Annotated in this window: 15 protein-coding genes; 7 read left to right on the forward strand and 8 right to left on the reverse strand. The window is 70.4% G+C overall.

The features are described from left to right. Positions 1 to 136 precede the first annotated feature (136 nt). On the forward strand, positions 137 to 1585 hold the full coding sequence (locus tag SS2_RS11445; RefSeq protein ID WP_066464144.1) for an MFS transporter: 1449 nt from the start codon (positions 137 to 139) through the stop codon (positions 1583 to 1585). Between the two features lie 25 nt (positions 1586 to 1610). On the opposite strand, the gene SS2_RS11450 is transcribed toward SS2_RS11445, so the two are convergent. Further along, entirely contained in the window at positions 1611 to 3176 is a 1566-nt protein-coding gene (locus tag SS2_RS11450; protein ID WP_083942156.1) for a hypothetical protein, read from the reverse strand. Next, on the reverse strand, positions 3158 to 3946 hold the full coding sequence (locus tag SS2_RS11455) for an ABC transporter ATP-binding protein (RefSeq protein WP_066464149.1): 789 nt from the start codon (positions 3944 to 3946) through the stop codon (positions 3158 to 3160). The genes SS2_RS11450 and SS2_RS11455 overlap by 19 nt, the downstream gene beginning before the upstream one ends. Positions 3947 to 4021: 75 nt before the next feature. On the opposite strand from SS2_RS11455, the gene SS2_RS11460 reads away from it, so the two are divergent. The 3 genes from SS2_RS11460 to SS2_RS11470 all read left to right on the forward strand — a co-directional run bounded on the left by SS2_RS11460 (position 4022) and on the right by SS2_RS11470 (position 8154). Continuing rightward, positions 4022 to 5323: a DNA recombination protein RmuC gene (locus SS2_RS11460; RefSeq protein ID WP_066464151.1), complete on the forward strand. Its 1302-nt coding sequence runs from the start codon at positions 4022 to 4024 to the stop codon at positions 5321 to 5323. A gap of 44 nt (positions 5324 to 5367) precedes the next feature. Continuing rightward, positions 5368 to 6285: a cysteine synthase CysM gene (gene cysM / locus SS2_RS11465; RefSeq protein WP_066464154.1), complete on the forward strand. Its 918-nt coding sequence runs from the start codon at positions 5368 to 5370 to the stop codon at positions 6283 to 6285. A gap of 507 nt (positions 6286 to 6792) precedes the next feature. Next, positions 6793 to 8154, forward strand: a complete 1362-nt coding sequence (locus SS2_RS11470) for an HNH endonuclease signature motif containing protein (RefSeq protein WP_169796299.1) — start codon at positions 6793 to 6795, stop codon at positions 8152 to 8154. Here SS2_RS11470 and SS2_RS11475 read toward each other — a convergent pair. Together SS2_RS11475 and SS2_RS11480 are read right to left on the reverse strand one after the other, a co-directional pair. Continuing rightward, positions 8146 to 8679 carry a DUF4232 domain-containing protein gene (locus SS2_RS11475; protein WP_066464158.1) on the reverse strand — a complete coding sequence of 178 codons (534 nt, stop codon included), beginning with the start codon at positions 8677 to 8679 and terminating at the stop codon, positions 8146 to 8148. The two genes, SS2_RS11470 and SS2_RS11475, sit on opposite strands and share 9 nt — an antisense overlap. Positions 8680 to 8870: 191 nt before the next feature. After that, on the reverse strand, positions 8871 to 9890 hold the full coding sequence (locus tag SS2_RS11480) for a 4-hydroxy-3-methylbut-2-enyl diphosphate reductase (protein ID WP_157607324.1): 1020 nt from the start codon (positions 9888 to 9890) through the stop codon (positions 8871 to 8873). Positions 9891 to 10075: 185 nt separating this feature from the next. On the opposite strand from SS2_RS11480, the gene xseA reads away from it, so the two are divergent. Genes xseA through SS2_RS11495 form a run of 3 tightly spaced genes read left to right on the forward strand, consistent with a single transcriptional unit; the run spans position 10076 to position 12617 of the window. Continuing rightward, the gene (xseA, locus tag SS2_RS11485; RefSeq protein WP_083942158.1) at positions 10076 to 11374 is read left to right on the forward strand and encodes an exodeoxyribonuclease VII large subunit; all 1299 of its coding nucleotides are present in this window, start codon (positions 10076 to 10078) and stop codon (positions 11372 to 11374) included. Positions 11375 to 11395: 21 nt separating this feature from the next. Then, positions 11396 to 11668, forward strand: coding sequence for an exodeoxyribonuclease VII small subunit (locus tag SS2_RS11490; RefSeq protein ID WP_066464164.1), 273 nt, complete (start codon positions 11396 to 11398; stop codon positions 11666 to 11668). 7 nt (positions 11669 to 11675) lie between these two features. After that, positions 11676 to 12617: a carbohydrate kinase family protein gene (locus tag SS2_RS11495; protein ID WP_066464166.1), complete on the forward strand. Its 942-nt coding sequence runs from the start codon at positions 11676 to 11678 to the stop codon at positions 12615 to 12617. 41 nt (positions 12618 to 12658) lie between these two features. Here SS2_RS11495 and SS2_RS11500 read toward each other — a convergent pair whose 3' ends face one another. From SS2_RS11500 to SS2_RS11515, 4 genes are read right to left on the reverse strand one after another with little or no spacing between them, the layout of a single operon-like run. Next, entirely contained in the window at positions 12659 to 13954 is a 1296-nt protein-coding gene (locus SS2_RS11500) for an ABC transporter ATP-binding protein (RefSeq protein ID WP_066464168.1), read from the reverse strand. A 22-nt stretch (positions 13955 to 13976) separates the two neighbouring features. After that, entirely contained in the window at positions 13977 to 14825 is an 849-nt protein-coding gene (locus SS2_RS11505) for a carbohydrate ABC transporter permease (RefSeq protein WP_066464169.1), read from the reverse strand. Further along, positions 14822 to 15796, reverse strand: coding sequence for a carbohydrate ABC transporter permease (locus SS2_RS11510; RefSeq protein ID WP_066464171.1), 975 nt, complete (start codon positions 15794 to 15796; stop codon positions 14822 to 14824). Before SS2_RS11510 ends, SS2_RS11505 begins: the two co-directional genes overlap by 4 nt. Further along, positions 15793 to 17052 carry an extracellular solute-binding protein gene (locus SS2_RS11515; RefSeq protein ID WP_066464173.1) on the reverse strand — a complete coding sequence of 420 codons (1260 nt, stop codon included), beginning with the start codon at positions 17050 to 17052 and terminating at the stop codon, positions 15793 to 15795. Before SS2_RS11515 ends, SS2_RS11510 begins: the two co-directional genes overlap by 4 nt. Positions 17053 to 17203: the final 151 nt, after the last annotated feature.

A 17203-nucleotide genomic window follows, 5' to 3' on the forward strand; every position in this document is an offset into this window, starting at 1 on the left:
CTATAGGGTTGGCTCAGCCCCCCTCCCGGTCAGCGCCCTGCTGCCCCGACGCTTCGCGTCCGGCGCGCGCACGCCCACCGCACGGGACGGGCCTGCGCCACCCTCCCCGGGCGGTGACGAACGACCGAGGACCACCATGACGAACACCACCGCTCTGCCCTCTCCAGATCTGCCTGCTCCCGCTGACTCGGCCGGGCGCCCACCGAAGGCACCTCGGGCGCCACGGGCACCGCGGGCGCCGCTCGGCAACACCCCGGTCCTCGTCGGGATGATCGCCCTCGTCTCTCTCGGCGCCTTCGAGGCCATGGCCGTCTCGACCGCCATGCCGGTCATCGCGGAGGCGCTGGACGGGCTCTCCCTCTTCGCCCCGGCCTTCGCCATGACCATGGCGACGTCGGTCATGGGCATGGTCCTGGCCGGGCGGTCCACCGACCGCGGTGGTGTGGGGCCGGCGCTGCTGGGCGGCGTCGCCGTCTTCGTCGCGGGCCTGCTGCTCGCTGGCCTGGCGCCGTCGATGGAGGTGCTCATCGTCGGCCGGGCGTTGCAGGGCCTGGGGTCCGGGGCGTACATCGTCGCCCTCTACATCGTCGTGGCGCGCGTCTTCGAGGGCAACGTCCGGGCTCGGGTGCTCGCGATGTTCTCGGCGGCCTGGGTCATCCCCTCCCTGGTGGGGCCGGTCGTGGCGGGCTTCGTCGTCGAGCACGCCGGGTGGCGGTGGGTGTTCCTGGCCGTGGCGATCCTCGCCCTGCCAGCCACCGCGCTGCTGGTCTCCGCGGTGCGCACCACCTCGCGGCCCGCCCCGCAGGACCCCGTGCCCGACGCCGGGGCCCCGTCTGGCCAGGGGCGCTCGCGCCTGTGGTGGGCCGGGGCGGCGAGCGCCGGCGTGGCGCTCATGTCCTTGGGCTCGCGCAACCACGACCTGCTCGGCTATCTCATGATCGGCCTCGGCGTCGCGGCGGTCCTGGTGAGCGGGCCGCGGCTGCTGCCGGCGGGGACGCTGCGTGCTCGCCGCGGGCTGCCGACGGTTATCGCGCTGCGCGGGCTGGTCGCGGCGGCCTTCTTCGCCGCGGAGGTCTTCCTGCCGCTCATCCTCCAGCACGAGCGGGACTTCAGCCCCGCGCGGTCCGGCATCGTGCTGACCGCGGGCGCTGTCACCTGGTCGCTCGGCGCTGTCGTGCGCAGCCGCCTGCCGTGGTCGAACGTGACCTTCCTGCGTGTGGGGACGTCGCTGCTGTCCACCGGGATCGTCGTGGTCTCGCTGCTCGTCGTCCCGCAGGTGAGCGCGTACACCGCGATCGCCGGGTGGGCGTTGGCCGGGCTGGGCATCGGGATGGTCTACCCCACCCTCGCGCTGCTCGTCTTCGACCTCTCCCCCGTCCGCGCCCAGGGGTCGAACACCTCCGCCCTGCAGGTGGCCGACGCCCTGACGAGTGCCTTCGTGCTCGCGATCGTCGGGACGGCCACGACGTGGCTGGTCGCCTCGGCCGGGGTCACCGGATACCTCGCGGGCTTCGCGCTGACGGCTGCCCTGGCGCTCACGGCGGTCGCGATCAGCGGGCGGACGACGCAGCGGGCTGCGTCCTGAGCGGCGCCGCGTCCCGGTCGCCGAGTCAGCTGATCGCGACGACCTGCTGCATGAGCTCGGCGGAGCGAGCGTCGTAGAGCTGCCCGCCCAGGCGCACCCCGGCGACCAGGACGACGACGCCGAGCACCAGCCCGGTGACGCACGCCGCCCACCCCAGGGTGGTGCTGCCGGTCGCGATCGCGGCGACCGCGAGCCCGATCTCGGGCAGCACGAGCAGGCCGAGCACCAGCCAGCCCCCGGTCTGGATCGTCAGGTTGGCCACGGCTGACCCCTGCGGGGTGCTGAACGGACCGTCGCCGGGCTTGGGCACGGGGTAGACGAAGCGCGCGGAGATGACGCTCGAGAGCCCCAGCGACGTCAGCAGCACCCCGAAGCTCGCCCCCACCACCGCCGGCAGGTCCTCCCACCGGCCGGTGTACCAGGCCGCACCGACGGTGAACACCACCGTGACGGGCACCCCGACGAGGCCGGCTGCGATCACCCGGCCCAGCCGGTCAGCCCGCCCGGGCACGCCCGTGACCACGTGGAGCCAGAAGGCGGTGTGGTCGTAGGCGACGTCGGCCGAGATGATCCATCCGAGCATGAATGCCGTGACCGGCGCCAGGGCGAGCAGGGCGATCCCGGTCCCCGGGTCGACGAAGTTCACGAGGAAGGGCAGCAGCGGCACCACCGCGAGCGACCCGACATACCGTGGGTCGCGGATCCAGTAGACGAGGCAGCGCGCGACGACCGCCCAGGTGGCCGTCGCCGGCAGGATCCCCAGGACGCCCAGCCCCGAGGTCCGGGTGCTGCTGCCGTCCCTGCGCGCCGGGGTGACCAGCGTCCGGTCCAGCGCCCAGGCCCACAGCGCGACGAGGGCGACGAGGGTAGCCACCGCGATCGCCAGCTTGGCGACCGCGACGACCGGCTCCCCGGCCGCGACCGCGGCGGGCACCCCCCACACGGCGCCGAAGGGCAGCCAGGACACCACCTCGGCCGCCTGCTCGATCGTCACCCGGTCGGCATCGATCTCTGCCGATGCCCACGCCGCGAGCGGCGCGATGACCAGCAGCGGCAGGAAGACGAGCACCCCGGTGACCTCGCGGAACCTGCGCGAGGAGCGCAGCGGGGCGAGCGTCGTCGTCGTCGCCCGAGAGCCGACGACGCACGTCGCCACCGCGACCGGCCAGGAGACGAGCGCGGCGAGCATCGCCGCCGGGGAGTCGCGCCACACGAGCAGGGTGCCGAGGGTGAGCAGCACGGTGAGCAGCCCCGGCACACCGACCAGGCCCGCCAGCCCCAGCCCCCACAACAGGTCACGACGGCGGATGGCGAAGAGAGCGAAGCGCTGCGGGTCGAGGGTGGAGTCGATGCCGAAGGCGACCAGCGGCAGGAACCACCAGGCGAGCAGCAGCAGACCACCGGCGAAGACGACGACGGTGGCGGCCATGTCGATGTCCCGCCGGCTGAGGTAGGCCAGACCGGCGAAGAGCGCGGCGCCCGCGGTGGAGGCGTACAGCAGGGAGAAGATGAGGCCGAGGATCTGCCAGACGCTGCGCTTGAGGGCGTTGCCCAGCAGCACCAGCTTGAGTCTTACGAGGTGCGCAACCACGCGAGGCCCTCCGCGGTGTGCGAGCGCCCCACGAGCTCCACGAAGCGGTCCTCCAGGGATCGTCCGGCGCGGACCTCGTCGATCGTGCCTGCGGCCAGGATCTGCCCGCCGGCCACGACGGCGACGTGGTCGCACATGCGCTGCACGAGGTCCATGACGTGGGAGGACACGATGACGGTCCCTCCCGTGCGGACGTACTCGGTGAGGATCTCGCGGATGTGCGCGGCGGAGACGGGGTCGACGGACTCGAAGGGCTCGTCGAGCACGAGAACCCGCGGGGCGTGGATGAGGGCAGCGGCGAGGGTGATCTTCTTGGTCATGCCGGCGGAGTAGTCGACGATGAGCTTGTCGGCAGACTCGCGCAGGTCGAGGGCGGCGAGCAGGTCGGCCGTCCGCGCGGTGACCGTGGCGCGATCCATGCCGCGCAGCAGCCCGGCGTAGGTGACGAACTGTGCGCCGGTCAACCGGTCGAAGGTCGCCATCCCGTCAGGCAGCACACCGAGGGTGCTCTTGACCTCGAAGAGGTTGGTCCAGAGGTCGACGCCGTCGACCGCGACGGTGCCGCCGTCGGGACGCAGCAGGCCGGTGGCCATCGACAGCATCGTCGTCTTGCCCGCGCCGTTCGGCCCGACGATCCCGTAGAAGGACCCGGCCGGGACGTCGAGGGAGATCCCTGCGACGGCGATCTTCTCCCCGAAGCGTTTGAACAGGCCTCGCACGCTCAGGGCGGGCGGGGCTCCGGCTGTCGCTTCGTGATCAGCGCTGGTCATGAGCCCAACCTAGTGCCAGAACGCCATGTCAGGCGGTTGAACATCCATGTCAGTGGGGTGAGGCACAGTGTCACCATGGAAACAGTGATCTGGTGTGCAGCGGCCGCGGTGGTCGGCGTCGTCGTGGGGTATCTCGTCGGGATCGTGCGAGGGGCGCAGCGCACCCATGACGCCCAGCTCGGCCAGACCCGCGCGGAGGCGGAGCTCGCAGCTGAGCGACGCAGCGCCGGCGCGCGCATCCAGGCGATGGAGCACGACCAGGACCGCCTCTCCGACCAGTTCCGCGCTCTCGCCGCCGAGGCCCTGGCCTCCAACAACGAGCAGTTCCTCGGGCTGGCGGAGCAGCGCCTGCGCTCCACCCAGGTGGCCGGGCAGGCCGACCTGGCCTCACGGACCCAGGCTGTCCAGGCCCTCGTCGACCCGCTCACCCGCACCCTCACCGACGTCCGCCAGCAGATGGCCGCCGCCGAGGAGTCCCGGATCGCCAGCTCCGCCGCCCTGGGCGAGCAGGTCCGCGGGATGCGAGACGCCTCGGAGCTGCTGCGACAGCAGACGAGCTCCCTGGTGAGCGCCCTGCGCACCTCGGACATCCGCGGCGCGTGGGGTGAGGTGCAGCTGCGCCGGGTGGTCGAGGTCGCCGGGATGCTCAACCGGGTGGACTTCGTCGAGCAGAGCCACGTCACCACCGACGACGGCGCACTGCGCCCGGACATGGTGGTCCACCTCGCCGGCGGCAAGAACATCGTCGTCGACGCGAAGGTCGCCTTCCTCGGCTATCTCGACGCCCAGCAGGCCACCGACCCGGCGGTGCGGGCGCGGCGGCTGTCCGACCACGCACGCCACGTGCGCAAGCACATCGACGACCTCGCGGGGAAGCGGTACTGGGACCAGTTCAGCCCCACTCCGGAGTTCGTCGTCATGTTCATCCCGGCTGAGCCGTTGTTGTCGGCAGCGGTCGAGGAGGACCCGGGACTGCTGGAGTACGCCTTCGGGCGCAACGTCGTCATCGTCACCCCGATGACGCTCATGGCGCTGCTGCGCACCGTCTCCTACGCCTGGCGCCAGGAGGCCCTCGCGGAGAACGCGCAGAAGGTGCTCGAGGTGGGCAAGGAGCTTCACCAACGGCTCGGGGTTCTCAGCCGACACCTCGCCGACCTCGGCAGCCGCATCTCCTCCACGGCTGGTGCCTACAACAAGGCCGTGGCCTCCTTCGAGAGCCGTGTGCTGGTCAGCGCCCGCCGCTTCAACGAGCTGGACGTCGTGGACGGCGAACTGACCCAGCCGCCCGCGGTCGCACCGCAGCTGAGCGTGGTGACGTGGGCGGAGGACGATGCCGACGGGTCCTTCGACGAGGAGCCCGTGCAGGCCCGGCACTGACGGTAACCTGACCAGGAATCCGTCTACGCACCCCGGGAGTCCCCATGTCAGCCGACCCGACCGAACCGAGCTACCCGACGGTGGCCCAGACCATCGGGAACACTCCGCTGGTCAGGTTGCAGCGGTTGGCTTCCGGCGCGGGGCAGGGAACCACCGTGCTGGCCAAGCTCGAGGGCAACAACCCTGCGGGCTCGATCAAGGACCGCCCGGCGCTCATGATGATCGAGCACGCCGAGGAACGCGGTGACATCTCCCCCGGAGACACCCTCATCGAGGCGACCAGCGGGAACACCGGCATCGCACTGGCGATGGCCGCGGCGATCAAGGGCTATCGGATGATCCTCGTGATGCCGGACGACCTCTCCGTCGAGCGCGCCCAGACGATGAAGGCCTACGGCGCGGAGCTCGTCCTGACCCCGCATACCGAGGGCATGGAGGGCTCGCGCGACCTGGCCGACGCCATGGAACGGGCTGGCGACGGCCGGGTCCTCAACCAGTTCGCCAACCCCGACAACCCCCTCGCCCACTACCGCACGACCGGCCCTGAGCTGTGGACCGCCACCGCGGGCAGGATCACCCACTTCGTCAGCTCCATGGGGACGACGGGCACCATCACCGGGACCGCGCGGTACCTCAAGGAGCGCAACCCTGAGATCCGCATCATCGGGGTCCAGCCCGAGGAGGGCTCCCGCATCCCGGGGATCCGGAAGTGGGCGCCGGAGTACCTGCCCGCCATCTACGACCCCACGAACATCGACGAGCTCCGATACGTCAGTCAGACTCGCGCGGAGACGACCGCCCGCGAGCTGGCCAGCCGAGAAGGGATCTTCGCCGGCATCTCCTCGGGCGGGGCGGCTGCCGTCGCCCTCGACCTGGCAGCTGAGGTCACCGGTGCGACGGTGGCCTTCATCGTGTGCGACCGCGGGGACAGGTACCTGTCGACAGGGGTCTTCCCGGCGTGACGCTCTGCGGCTAGGAACGGGTGGGCGCGCCAAGCTCGGCCTCCGTATCGGATTCATGCCACGAACCGAACATGATGGTGAAATCCGTTGTGTTTCGTACATAGGTTCGATAGAATGGATTGCAGGGGATCGCACCGTCCTACCTACGTCCGGAGGGGTGACATGCAGTCGATGGAATCGTCTCTTCGCAGCGCGCCACTCTCTCCTGATGCACACGCGCGGCTGAGCAGTACCCCGTCGGACTGTGGGGCAACCTGTGGCACGACGGGCCTTGAGGGTCTCGTCGAGGTCGAGTTCGAACGCATCATCCGGACGACCTGGCCGCAGGCGGAGGCGCAGGCCGAGGCGCAAGCGCAGGCTGAGGCTGGCGCTCCTGTCGAGGTGCCGGAGGGTTTGTTGGCGCAGCTGGCCTTGTTCGACGCGCTGGTCGACGCCCTCACGTCAGCCGATCCCTGCGACGTGCCAGGGTCTGTCGCGGCGGAGGCATCTGCGCGGGTGCACCGCGGCGTGGACCGACTGCAGGCGCAGCGTTCTGGCTGGATCGCACGGGTCGAGTCCGAGGGCCTGTGGGGCCTGGAGACCATGCACTCCTTCACGTCCTGGCTGGCCAGCGCGGAGAACCTGTCCCCCTCGCTGGCGCGCCGCACGGTCGCCACCGCGCGGGCACTTCGAGACCACCTCCCGGTCACCGCCGCACAGGCCAGAGCGGGGACCGTCACCGACGAGCACGTGACCATCATGGTCAGGACCGCATCCACGGACGCGATCCGCGAGGCCTTGCGCGCGCCAGTCACCCTCGACGCCCCAGCGCCGTCCACGACCTTCGCCCAGGAGCTAGCGGTCGATGGCGAGGGTTCTGACGACGCTGTGCCCGCATCGGAGCCTCGAGTCGGATCAGGCGAAGAGATGCTCTTGGGCCTCGCGTCGGGGCGTCACTTCTCCGACTTCACGCGGGTCGCGAAGTACTTTGCAGCAGTGTGCGATCCCGACGCTCAAGACAGAGCCTTCACCGACGCCGCCGCGAAGGAGTTTCTGCAGCTGTCACCGACCATCGACGGGGTCCAGATCAGCGGCTTCTTGACCATCGAGCACGGTCAGCTGGTCGCCACCGCACTGCGGGCGGTCACCGGGGTCCCGTCCGCCGACGACGTCCAGCCCCTCTCAGTCCGTCGCGCGCGCGCCATGACCGACCTCTCCCAGCTCTTCCTCGACGGCGGCCTTGCCGGCAAGGGCGCCAACGTCCGCCCGCACCTGTCCGTGATTGTCACCTGGGACCAGTTCACCGACCTCTATGCCTCGCGCGCACCGGCAAGCACCGGAAGCACCGCTGAGGGCACCGTCGCCTCACGGACTGACGACAACAGCGACCCGGGCGGGCAGTGGTCCCCTCAGCTCCTGGAGGCTCAGCTCCGCGCAGGACCGCCCACCTGGGAAGACGGCACCGGCCCGATCCCCGATCAGGTCCTCAGACGCATCGCGTGCGACAGCGACATCACGCGAGTCATCTTCGGTCCCGACTCCCAGATCCTCAACATCGGCCGCACCCAACGCACCTTCACCAAGGAGCATCGCCGCGCCGTCGTCGCGCGTGACCGGCACTGCGTCTGGCCCGGCTGTGAGGCACCACCGCACGTGTGCGAGGTGCACCACGCGGTCCGTCACTGGGCGGACGGCGGAGAGACCACCCCCTCCAACGGCGCACTGCTCTGCCGGTTCCACCACCATCGCGTCGACGGCGAGAACATCGCCATGACCTTTGTGAACGGCTGGACCTTCGACCTGCCTGACACGTATCGGACCGACGAACCGGGCAACGCTCCGGCTGACCTCGGGGCTAGTCCAGGCGCCGAGCGTCGGGACTCACGCTGACGCGCTCTCAGGCTGCAGCGGGCCGACGCGCACGGTCGTCATCATCCCGATGTCGATCCCGGTGTCCGGCTCCGGAATCCCGGTCGACTCTGCGGACACCGGATGACCGATCACCTCGCCGTCAGTCGTGAGCTGCACGACGAGCAGCGAGATGGGCTCGGACTGGGCACCGGCGAGCTCACCGGTCCACTCCATGTTCGCGACCGCCGATCCCCCGGGTGCGAGCATCACCTCGTCCTGGGTCGCGGACGGGGCGATCGGGTCTCGTTGCTCGGCCGCGAGCTGGAAGGTTGATCCCCAGCCGCCGCGCGCCCCGATCCCGGGGTATCCCTGCACGCTGCACGCCTCGGACGAGTCGTTCACAACGGTCAGCACGCCGTAGCGGTGCCCCATCGCGGCGTCGGAGAACATCAGGGAGACAGTGACCGCCTCCGGCCGGCACGACGTGGAGGTGCTGGGCGCGGTCGCCGGCAGGCGCAGCATGCCCGCGAGGTCAGCCGCTGTGAGCTCGGCGTCGGGCGTCACGGGGGCATCGCCCTTCTCGTCCCAGCCCGGCCCAAGGTCTTGCTCGGACGGACCCGGCACGCTCGACGGCGCAGCGGGCGCGGGTTCAGCCGGCGTCTGCGCCGGGGAGCACCCGCCGACGACCAACACCGCCAGGCACGCCCCGAGCCTCACCGCGCCGCGACCCGGGCGCGTGCCTGCTGACCGCGGGCTCAGAGCGCCTCGACCTTGAGCTCGGCGCGCGGTCCGCGCTTGGGGCGCGGCTCGGCGAAGCCGGCCTTCTTCAGGTCCGCGCGCAGCTCCTGCGGCAGCGAGAACATGAGGTCCTCGGTCGCGGTGCGCACTTCTTCGACCGTGCCGTAACCGCGCTCGGCGAGGTAGGCCAGCACCTCCTGGACGAGGATCTCGGGGACCGAGGCTCCCGAGGTGACCCCGACGGTGCGCACACCCTTGAGCCAGGACTCGTCGATCTCCTTGGCGTAGTCGATGAGGTGAGACGCGCGGGCACCGGCGTGCAGCGCGACCTCGACGAGGCGCACGGAGTTGGAGGAGTTCTTCGACCCCACGACGATGACCAGGTCACAGTCCGGCGCGAACTTCTTCACCGCGACCTGACGGTTCTGGGTCGCGTAGCAGATGTCGTCGCTGGGCGGGTCCTGCAGGGTCGGGAAGCGCTCACGGAGACGGCGGACCGTCTCCATCGTCTCGTCGACCGAGAGCGTGGTCTGGGAGATCCACACGACCTTGTCTGGGTCGCGGACCGTCACCTTGTCGACCTCGTCAGGGGAGTTGACGATCTGGATGTGGTCCGGCGCCTCGCCGGCGGTGCCCTCGACCTCCTCGTGGCCGGTGTGGCCGATGAGCAAGATGTCGTAGTCGTCGTCGGCGAACCGCACGGCTTCCTTGTGCACCTTCGTCACCAGCGGGCACGTGGCGTCGATGGTCTGCAGGTTGCGGACCTTCGCCGCAGCGACGACGGCCGGGGACACACCGTGGGCGGAGAACACCACGCGCGCACCCTCGGGGACGTCGTCGGTCTCGTCGACGAAGATCGCACCGCGGTCGCTGAGGGTCTCCACGACGTACTTGTTGTGGACGATCTCCTTGCGCACGTAGACCGGCGCACCGTGGAGATCAAGAGCCTTCTCGACCGCGATCACCGCTCGGTCGACGCCGGCGCAGTAGCCGCGCGGGGCGGCGAGCAAGACCCGCTTGGGCTGCTCGGCGGACAGGTTGGTCGGGGCGATCACGGCGGGCTGCTCAGCTGCTGAAGGAGTAGGCGTCACGCGGCCAGTCTAGGCGACAGGCACGCCGACGACGGGGCCTGAGAGGGTGCTCCATGACACCCTCACCGATCCCACCATCGTTCCTGCATGGATCCGCTCTGTGGCTCGTCGGGTGCGGACTTGTCGGTGGCATGAGGCAGGCTAGTGCCGTGGCACCTTCGACAGCACCCCTGAGCCCCGGCCAGCCGACCGGCGCGACTCCGCCGCGCGCCCCGCTCGCCGCCAAGGCGGCCGAGACCACGGCCGAGAACCCGTGGCCGGTCCGCCTGCTCTCGGCGAAGATCAGCGACTACATCGACCGGATGGCCCCGCTGTGGGTCGAGGGGCAGATCGTCCAGCTCAACCGTCGCCCCGGCGCCGGCATGGCCTTCCTCACCTTGCGTGACACCGACTCCGACATGTCCTTGCCCGTCTCGGTCTACGCCAAGGTCCTCGACTCTGTCGGCGCACCGCTCGAGGAGGGCGCGCACGTCGTCGTCCACGCGAAGCCGACCTTCTGGACCAAGCGCGGTTCCTTCCAGCTCCAGGCCGACCAGCTCAAGCCGGTCGGCATCGGTGAGCTGCTGGCCCGGATCGAGCACCTCAAGCGCCTGCTCGCCGCGGAGGGCCTCTTCGACGTCTCCCGCAAGAAGCCGCTGCCCTTCCTCCCCCACGTCGTCGGGCTGATCTGCGGGCGGGAGTCCAAGGCCGAGCACGACGTCGTGGTCAACGCCCGCGCGCGCTGGCCGCAGGTGCGCTTCGAGATCCGTGAGGTCGCTGTCCAGGGCGTCGCCGCCGTGCCGCAGGTCAGCGCGGCGATCGCCGAGCTCGACGCCCACCCTGACGTCGAGGTCATCGTCGTCGCCCGCGGCGGCGGCGCCGTCGAGGACCTGCTGCCCTTCAGCAACGAGACCCTCGTGCGCGCTGCAGCGGCCTGCCGCACGCCGTTGGTCTCCGCGATCGGCCACGAGACCGACGCGCCGCTGCTCGACCTCGTCGCCGACTACCGCGCCTCCACCCCGACCGACGCCGCACGGCGCATCGTCCCCGACGTCAGCGAGGAGCGGGCCCGGATCAGCCAGGCCCTCAGCCGCATCCGCGGAGCCATCACCTCGCGGGTCACGCACGAGCAGGCCGGGCTCGACTCCTTGCGCTCGCGCCCGGTACTCGCCGCACCGCAGACCATGATCGACTCCCGCGACCGGGAGATCACCGGGTTGCTCGAGGGCTCGCGCCGCCAGCTCGACCGTCTGCTGCTCCACGCCGCATCGACCGTCGACCGTCTCGAGGCCCAGGTCCGCGCCCTGTCCCCCGCCGCGACCCTCGAGCGCGGCTATGCCGTGGTGCACGGGCCCGCCGGCGGCGTTGTCCGCTCCCCCGACGACGTGACCAGCGGCGACGCGCTGCGCATTCGACTTGCTCACGGCGAGATCGCCGCGAGCGCCCACTGAGAGAGTTGGTTGACTACACCCATGGCTCCTGACCCCACGTCCGCCCCCGGCGCCGACGTCGCTGACCTCACCTACGAGCAGGCTCGCGACGAGCTCGTCCAGGTCGTCTCCCGCCTCGAGGCAGGCGGCGAGCCCCTCGAGGCGAGCCTCGCCCTCTGGGAGCGCGGCGAAGCCCTGGCCGCTCGGTGCCAGGAATGGCTCGACGGCGCACGGCAGAAGCTCGACGCCGCGCGCTCCGGCGGCACCGGCGCGACCGGCGACGCTGCCTCCGCTCCCTCACCCGACGACGAGTAGGACTCCCATGACACCCCGCGCACGGCCCGCACCGCCCGAGGCGACCGCCCTGGTCATCGGCGAGGCGCTGATCGACGTGGTCCACAGCGCCGACGGACGGATCGCTGAGCACCCCGGCGGCAGCCCGGCCAACGTGGCCCTCACCCTGGGACGGCTGCAGCGACCGGCCGAGCTGCTCACCTGGATCGGCTCCGACGTCTACGGCGACCTCATCCGCAAGTGGTTGGCCGGCTCGCAGGTGGCCTTGTCACCCGGCAGCGACGGGGCTGCCTCGACGTCCATCGCGACGGCGCACCTGGGCGCCGACGGCGCGGCGACGTACACCTTCGACCTCGACTGGAACCTGCCCAGGAACGTCGTGGTCCCCGAGGGCACCAGCGTGGTCCATACCGGTTCGATCGCGGCTGTCCTCGCTCCCGGGGCGAGCGCGGTGCGCACCCTCCTGGAGAGCCTGCGCCACCGCGCGACCATCACCTACGACCCCAACGTGCGCCCGACCCTCATGGGATCACCTGCGCAGGCACGCCCGCAGATCGAGGCGCTCGTCCGGACCGCGGACGTGGTCAAGGTCAGCGACGAAGACCTCCTGTGGCTCTACCCCGGCGCGGACCTGTCCGTCATCGCCACCACGTGGCAGCGATCCGGCCCGGCGGTCGTCGTGGTGACCTACGGCGGCGACGGCGCGGTGGCCTACACCGCCACCGAGCGCATCACGGTCGCCGCACCCAGCGTCACGGTCGCCGACACCGTCGGAGCGGGCGACTCCTTCATGGGCGCGCTCATCGACGGGTTGTGGGGGGCGGACCTGCTCGGGGCGACCAAGCGACCGGCCCTCAAAGCCATCGGCTCCGACGTGCTGCGCACCGTCCTGGAACGCTGCGTCCGCGTCGCGGCGATCACCGTCTCACGCGCCGGCGCGAACCCGCCGCGGCTGGCGGAGCTGGGCTGACATCCCCGGTGCAGCAGGGCTGAGCGGGTCCCCCGACCCGCTCAGCTCACCGCCTTGAGCTGTCCGCCGTCGGTCTGACCGCCCTCGGCTGCCGCGGCGTTGCGGTGGGCGCGAGCCAGGGAGGCCTTGCGGTCCTCCTCGTTCTCGCGGTCCAGGCGGGCTACCTCGTCGAGGTCCCGCGTGAGGTTCTCCCCGCCTTCGGGGTCGAAGATGAGCATCTTCTCGGGGTTGAACCACAGCGTCGTCGTGTCGCCGTCGCGCACCCGGCTCGCGGAGTCCAGACCGACGATGAACTGGGTCCGCATCCCCTCCCCGTCCAGGTCCCGGTCGAGCTCCTCGAGCTTGGCGGCCACGTCAGGGTGGGTCTGGAAGGGCACGTAGGCGTAGAGCTCCGAGCCGAGCCACTCCGTCACGTCGACGTCCGCGTCGAAGGTCTCGCCGGTGCCCTTCTTCGACTCCTCCACCAGCGCCGCGTCCTCGAAGTGCTCGGGGCGCAGCCCGACGATCACCAGGGACCGGTCCCCCACCGCCTGGGCGATCCGATCGGGCATGGTGAAGGTCCCGAAGGGCAACGTGATCTGCCCGTCCGCCACCTCACCGGGCATGAAGTTCATCGGCGGGGAACCGATGAACCCGGCCACGAAAAGGTTGACCGGCTGCTCGTACAGCGCCCGGGGGCTCGCCACCTGCTGCAGCTCTCCCTTGCGCAGCACCGCGACCCGGTCGCCCAGCGTCATGGCCTCGGTCTGGTCGTGGGTGACGTACACCGTGGTCGTCCCCAGCCGGCGCTGCATCCGGGCGATCTCCGTGCGCATCTGCCCGCGCAGCTTGGCGTCGAGGTTGGACAGGGGCTCGTCGAAGAGGAAGGCGTCCGCCTCGCGGACGATCGCGCGCCCCATCGCGACGCGCTGGCGCTGGCCGCCGGAGAGGTTGGCGGGCTTGCGGTCGAGGTGGTCGGTCAGCTCGAGGGTCTCGGCGGCGTGGGCAATCTTCGCCTGGATCTCGTCCTCGGTGAAGGCGCCCTTGTGCAGGCGCAGCGGGAAGGCGATGTTCTCCGCGACGGTCAGGTGGGGGTACAGGGCATAGTTCTGGAAGACCATCGCCAGGTTCCGGTCCTTGGGCGCCTTCTCGTTGACCCGGACCCCTCCGATCTCCAGGTCGCCGTCGGTGATGTCCTCCAGGCCCACGATCATCCGCAGCAGGGTCGACTTCCCGCAGCCCGACGGACCGACGAGGATGACGAACTCCCCGTCGGCGATGTCCAGGCTCACGCCGTTCACCGCAGGGAAGCCATCTCCGTACTTCTTGACGATGTCCTTCAGCGTGATGGCAGCCATGTGTCCACTCCTTCGACTTGGTTCATCCCTTGACCGCCCCCTGGGTCAGCCCTGCCACGATCTGACGCTGGAAGAGCAGCACGAGGATCACCACGGGCACGGTGACCACCACAGCAGCGGCGGAGATCGCACCGGTCGGCGACTCGAACTGCGACGCACCGGTGAAGAACGCGAGCGCCGCGGGAACGGGGCGGGCCGCGCTGGTCGAGGTGAGCGAGATCCCGTACACGAAGTCGTTCCACGCGATGAAGAACGCGATGAGCGCCGTGGTGAACACCCCCGGCGCCGCGAGCGGCACGATGGCCTTGCGGAAGGCCTGCCACGTCGTCGCGCCATCCACCTGCGCGGCCTGCTCGAGCTCCCAGGGGATCTGGCGGAAGAAGGCCGCGAGGGTCCAGATGGAGATCGGCAGGGTGAGCGAGAGGTACGGGATGATCAGGCCGGGCCACGTGTCGTACAGCCCGATCGCCCGCCACAGGTTGAACAGCGGGGTGACGATCGAGATGACCGGGAAGATCGACACCGCGAGCGCCGTGGTGAGGATGAGCTTCTTCCCGGGGAAGTCCAGCCGCGCGATCGCGTAGGCGGCGAGCGTGGCGAGCACGACGGCGATGGCCGTGGCGATGAGGGAGATCCCCACCGAGTTGCGCAGCGCGGACAGGAACAGCTCCTGCGCTGCGCCCGACGGCGCGAGGATCGACTCGTAGTTGGTCCCTGACCAGGTCTCGGGAAGGAAGGTACCGGTGTTGAGCTGGCTGGGCAGCTTGAAGGAGGTGGCCACGATCGAAGCCACCGGGAACAGGGCGTAGACGAGCACCAAGACGGTGATCACGCCCCAGCCGATCCGCTGGCGGGCGGTCAGGGCACTCATGACTTCTCCCCTCGTGAGCTGGCGAGATCCACCTTGAAGAGCTTGACGGCCACGAAGCAGATGAGGATCACGCAGAGGAAGAGCAGCACCGAGATGGCGGACCCGAGGCCGATCTCGAGGCGGACGATCGACGTCTTGTAGGCGAGCAGGGACAGCACCTCGGTGTTGTACGCACCGTTGGTCATGATGAAGACGTTGTCGAAGATCCGGAAGGCGTCCAACGCTCGGAACAGCACCGCGACCATGATGGCCGCCTTCATGTTCGGCAGGACCACCCGCTGGAGCACCTGCCACCCGGTGGCCCCGTCCACCCGCGCCGCCTCCTCGAGGTCGCCGGGGACCTGCGCCAGCCCGGCGAGCAGCAGCAGCGAGATGAACGGCGTCGTCTTCCAGATCTCCGAGGCGATGATGACGAAGAGGCTCGTCCCGGTCCCGGCGAACCAGTTGAGGTCGGGGCTGATGCCCGGGACCCAGTCGAACCACTGGTTGATGAAGCCGGAGTTGATGTCGAAGGCGTAGAACCAGGCGAAGGCCGAGACGACGGTGATGATGCCGTAGGGCACGAGGATCGCGGTGCGCAGCAGCCCCCGCAGCTGGCGGGCCGCGCGGTGCATGACGAGCGCGAGCGCGAAGCCCAGCACGAGCTCGACCACGACGGTGATGACCGTGATGAGGACGGTGACCAGCAGCGCCCGCCAGAACACCCAGTCCGTGAGCACGACGGCGTAGTTCTCCAGGCCGACGAACTTGCGGTCCTCGGGGGCGGTCAGGCGGAAGCTGAACAGGGACTCGTAGAAGGCCTGCAGGATCGGGTAGGCGGTCACAGCGAGCATGACCACGAAGGCAGGCCCGGCGAGGTACCAGCCCAGGCGCCGCTCGGCGCGGGCCCGGTCGCTGCGGACCGCGGTGCGACGCGGTCGCTGCGGGCCGGGGTCCGGTGGGGCTGGGGCGGGGGCGGTCTGGGCCGTCATAGCAGCCTCTTCCCTTGCAGCACGGCGGTGATGAACTCGGTCGAGTACTGCGGTGTCGTGTCGGGGTTGACGCTCGAGATGGGGTGCCAGGTCTCCTGCAGGCCGGAGGACACCTCGTTGTAGTACCGGGTCTGGGGGCGCGGGACCGCGAGCTCGAGGGAGTCACGGATGACCGGGGCCATCGGGAACTCCTCGAGGACGGCCGGGTCGTCGAAGGCGACGCTGCTCGCGGGCGGGTTCCCGTTGCTCACGAAGTACTGCGCCTGGTTCTCCGGCGCCACGATGCACTCCACAGCCTCGTAGGCGAGGTCCACGTGCTTGGAGTACTTCCCGACGCCGAGGTTGATGCCCCCGTAGGGCGGAGCGACCGGGCGGTCGGCGGAGACGGCCGGGTAGAGCGCCCATCCCATGTCGTCCAGGACGGACTGGTCGATCGTGCCGTCCTCGACCGAGGCCTGGGTGGCAGCCCAGACGAAGGGCCAGTTCACCATGAACGACCCGCTGTCCCCCTGGAACACGGTCAACGAGGCGTTCTCGTCCTCGGTCGGCAGGCCGGGACCACCGACCCCGGTCTGGGAGATGCTCTGCAGGATGGTCGCCGCCGCGCGGCCCGCGTCGCTGTCCAGGCCGATCGTGATCTCGTCCTGAGGCGCCTCGGGGTTCTCCACGATCGCCCCGCCCGCTGAGGCCACGAGGGCGTTGACCCACACGGTGAGGGACTCTGCCTTGATGCCCTGCACGCCGAGCAGCTTGTCCTGAGAGGCGGCGGCCTCGATGACCTGGTCCCAGGTGACCGGCTGGGTCATGTCCAGCCCGGCGGCCTCCGCCACAGACTTGCGGTACCAGAGCAGCTGCGTGTTGGCCCAGAACGGTGCGGTGACGAGCGCGCCCTCCCAGCTCGCGCCCTGGAGCGCGCTCTTGGTGACGTCCTTGGACACGACCGCGGCGACGTCCTCGGGCACGGGGGCGAGGAAGGTGGCGAGCTCGGGGATGAATGGGGGGTCCAGGCTGATGATGTCGAGGGAGGAGTCGTGGGCCGCGAGGCGTCGGGCGAGCTGCTCACGCTGGGCGGCCGCCTGGGTGGGCAGGCCCGAGGTGACGATGCGGTAGCGACCCTCGGCCGCCGCGGTGCACGTCTTGGCGATCTCGGCCTGTCCGCCGTTGTCCGGGTTGGTGTACCAGGTGAGCACTGGCACGTCCGAGCCGGAGCTCGAGCACGCGGCCAGCGGCAGGGCGAGGGCGCATGCCACGAGCATGCACCGCAGCTTCGAGCGACTTCGCACGATGGCTCCCGTCTACGTTGACGTGGGTCCGAGATGACGTCGTACCGCCAGTACAGTTCTTCAGGACGTTCGCCGCCACGGCACCCCCTGACGTCATGGACACCATGGACGCTGCACGTCGCGA

Source organism: Sanguibacter suarezii NBRC 16159, from assembly GCF_001552735.1.
In the GTDB taxonomy this organism is placed as follows: domain Bacteria; phylum Actinomycetota; class Actinomycetes; order Actinomycetales; family Cellulomonadaceae; genus Sanguibacter; species Sanguibacter suarezii.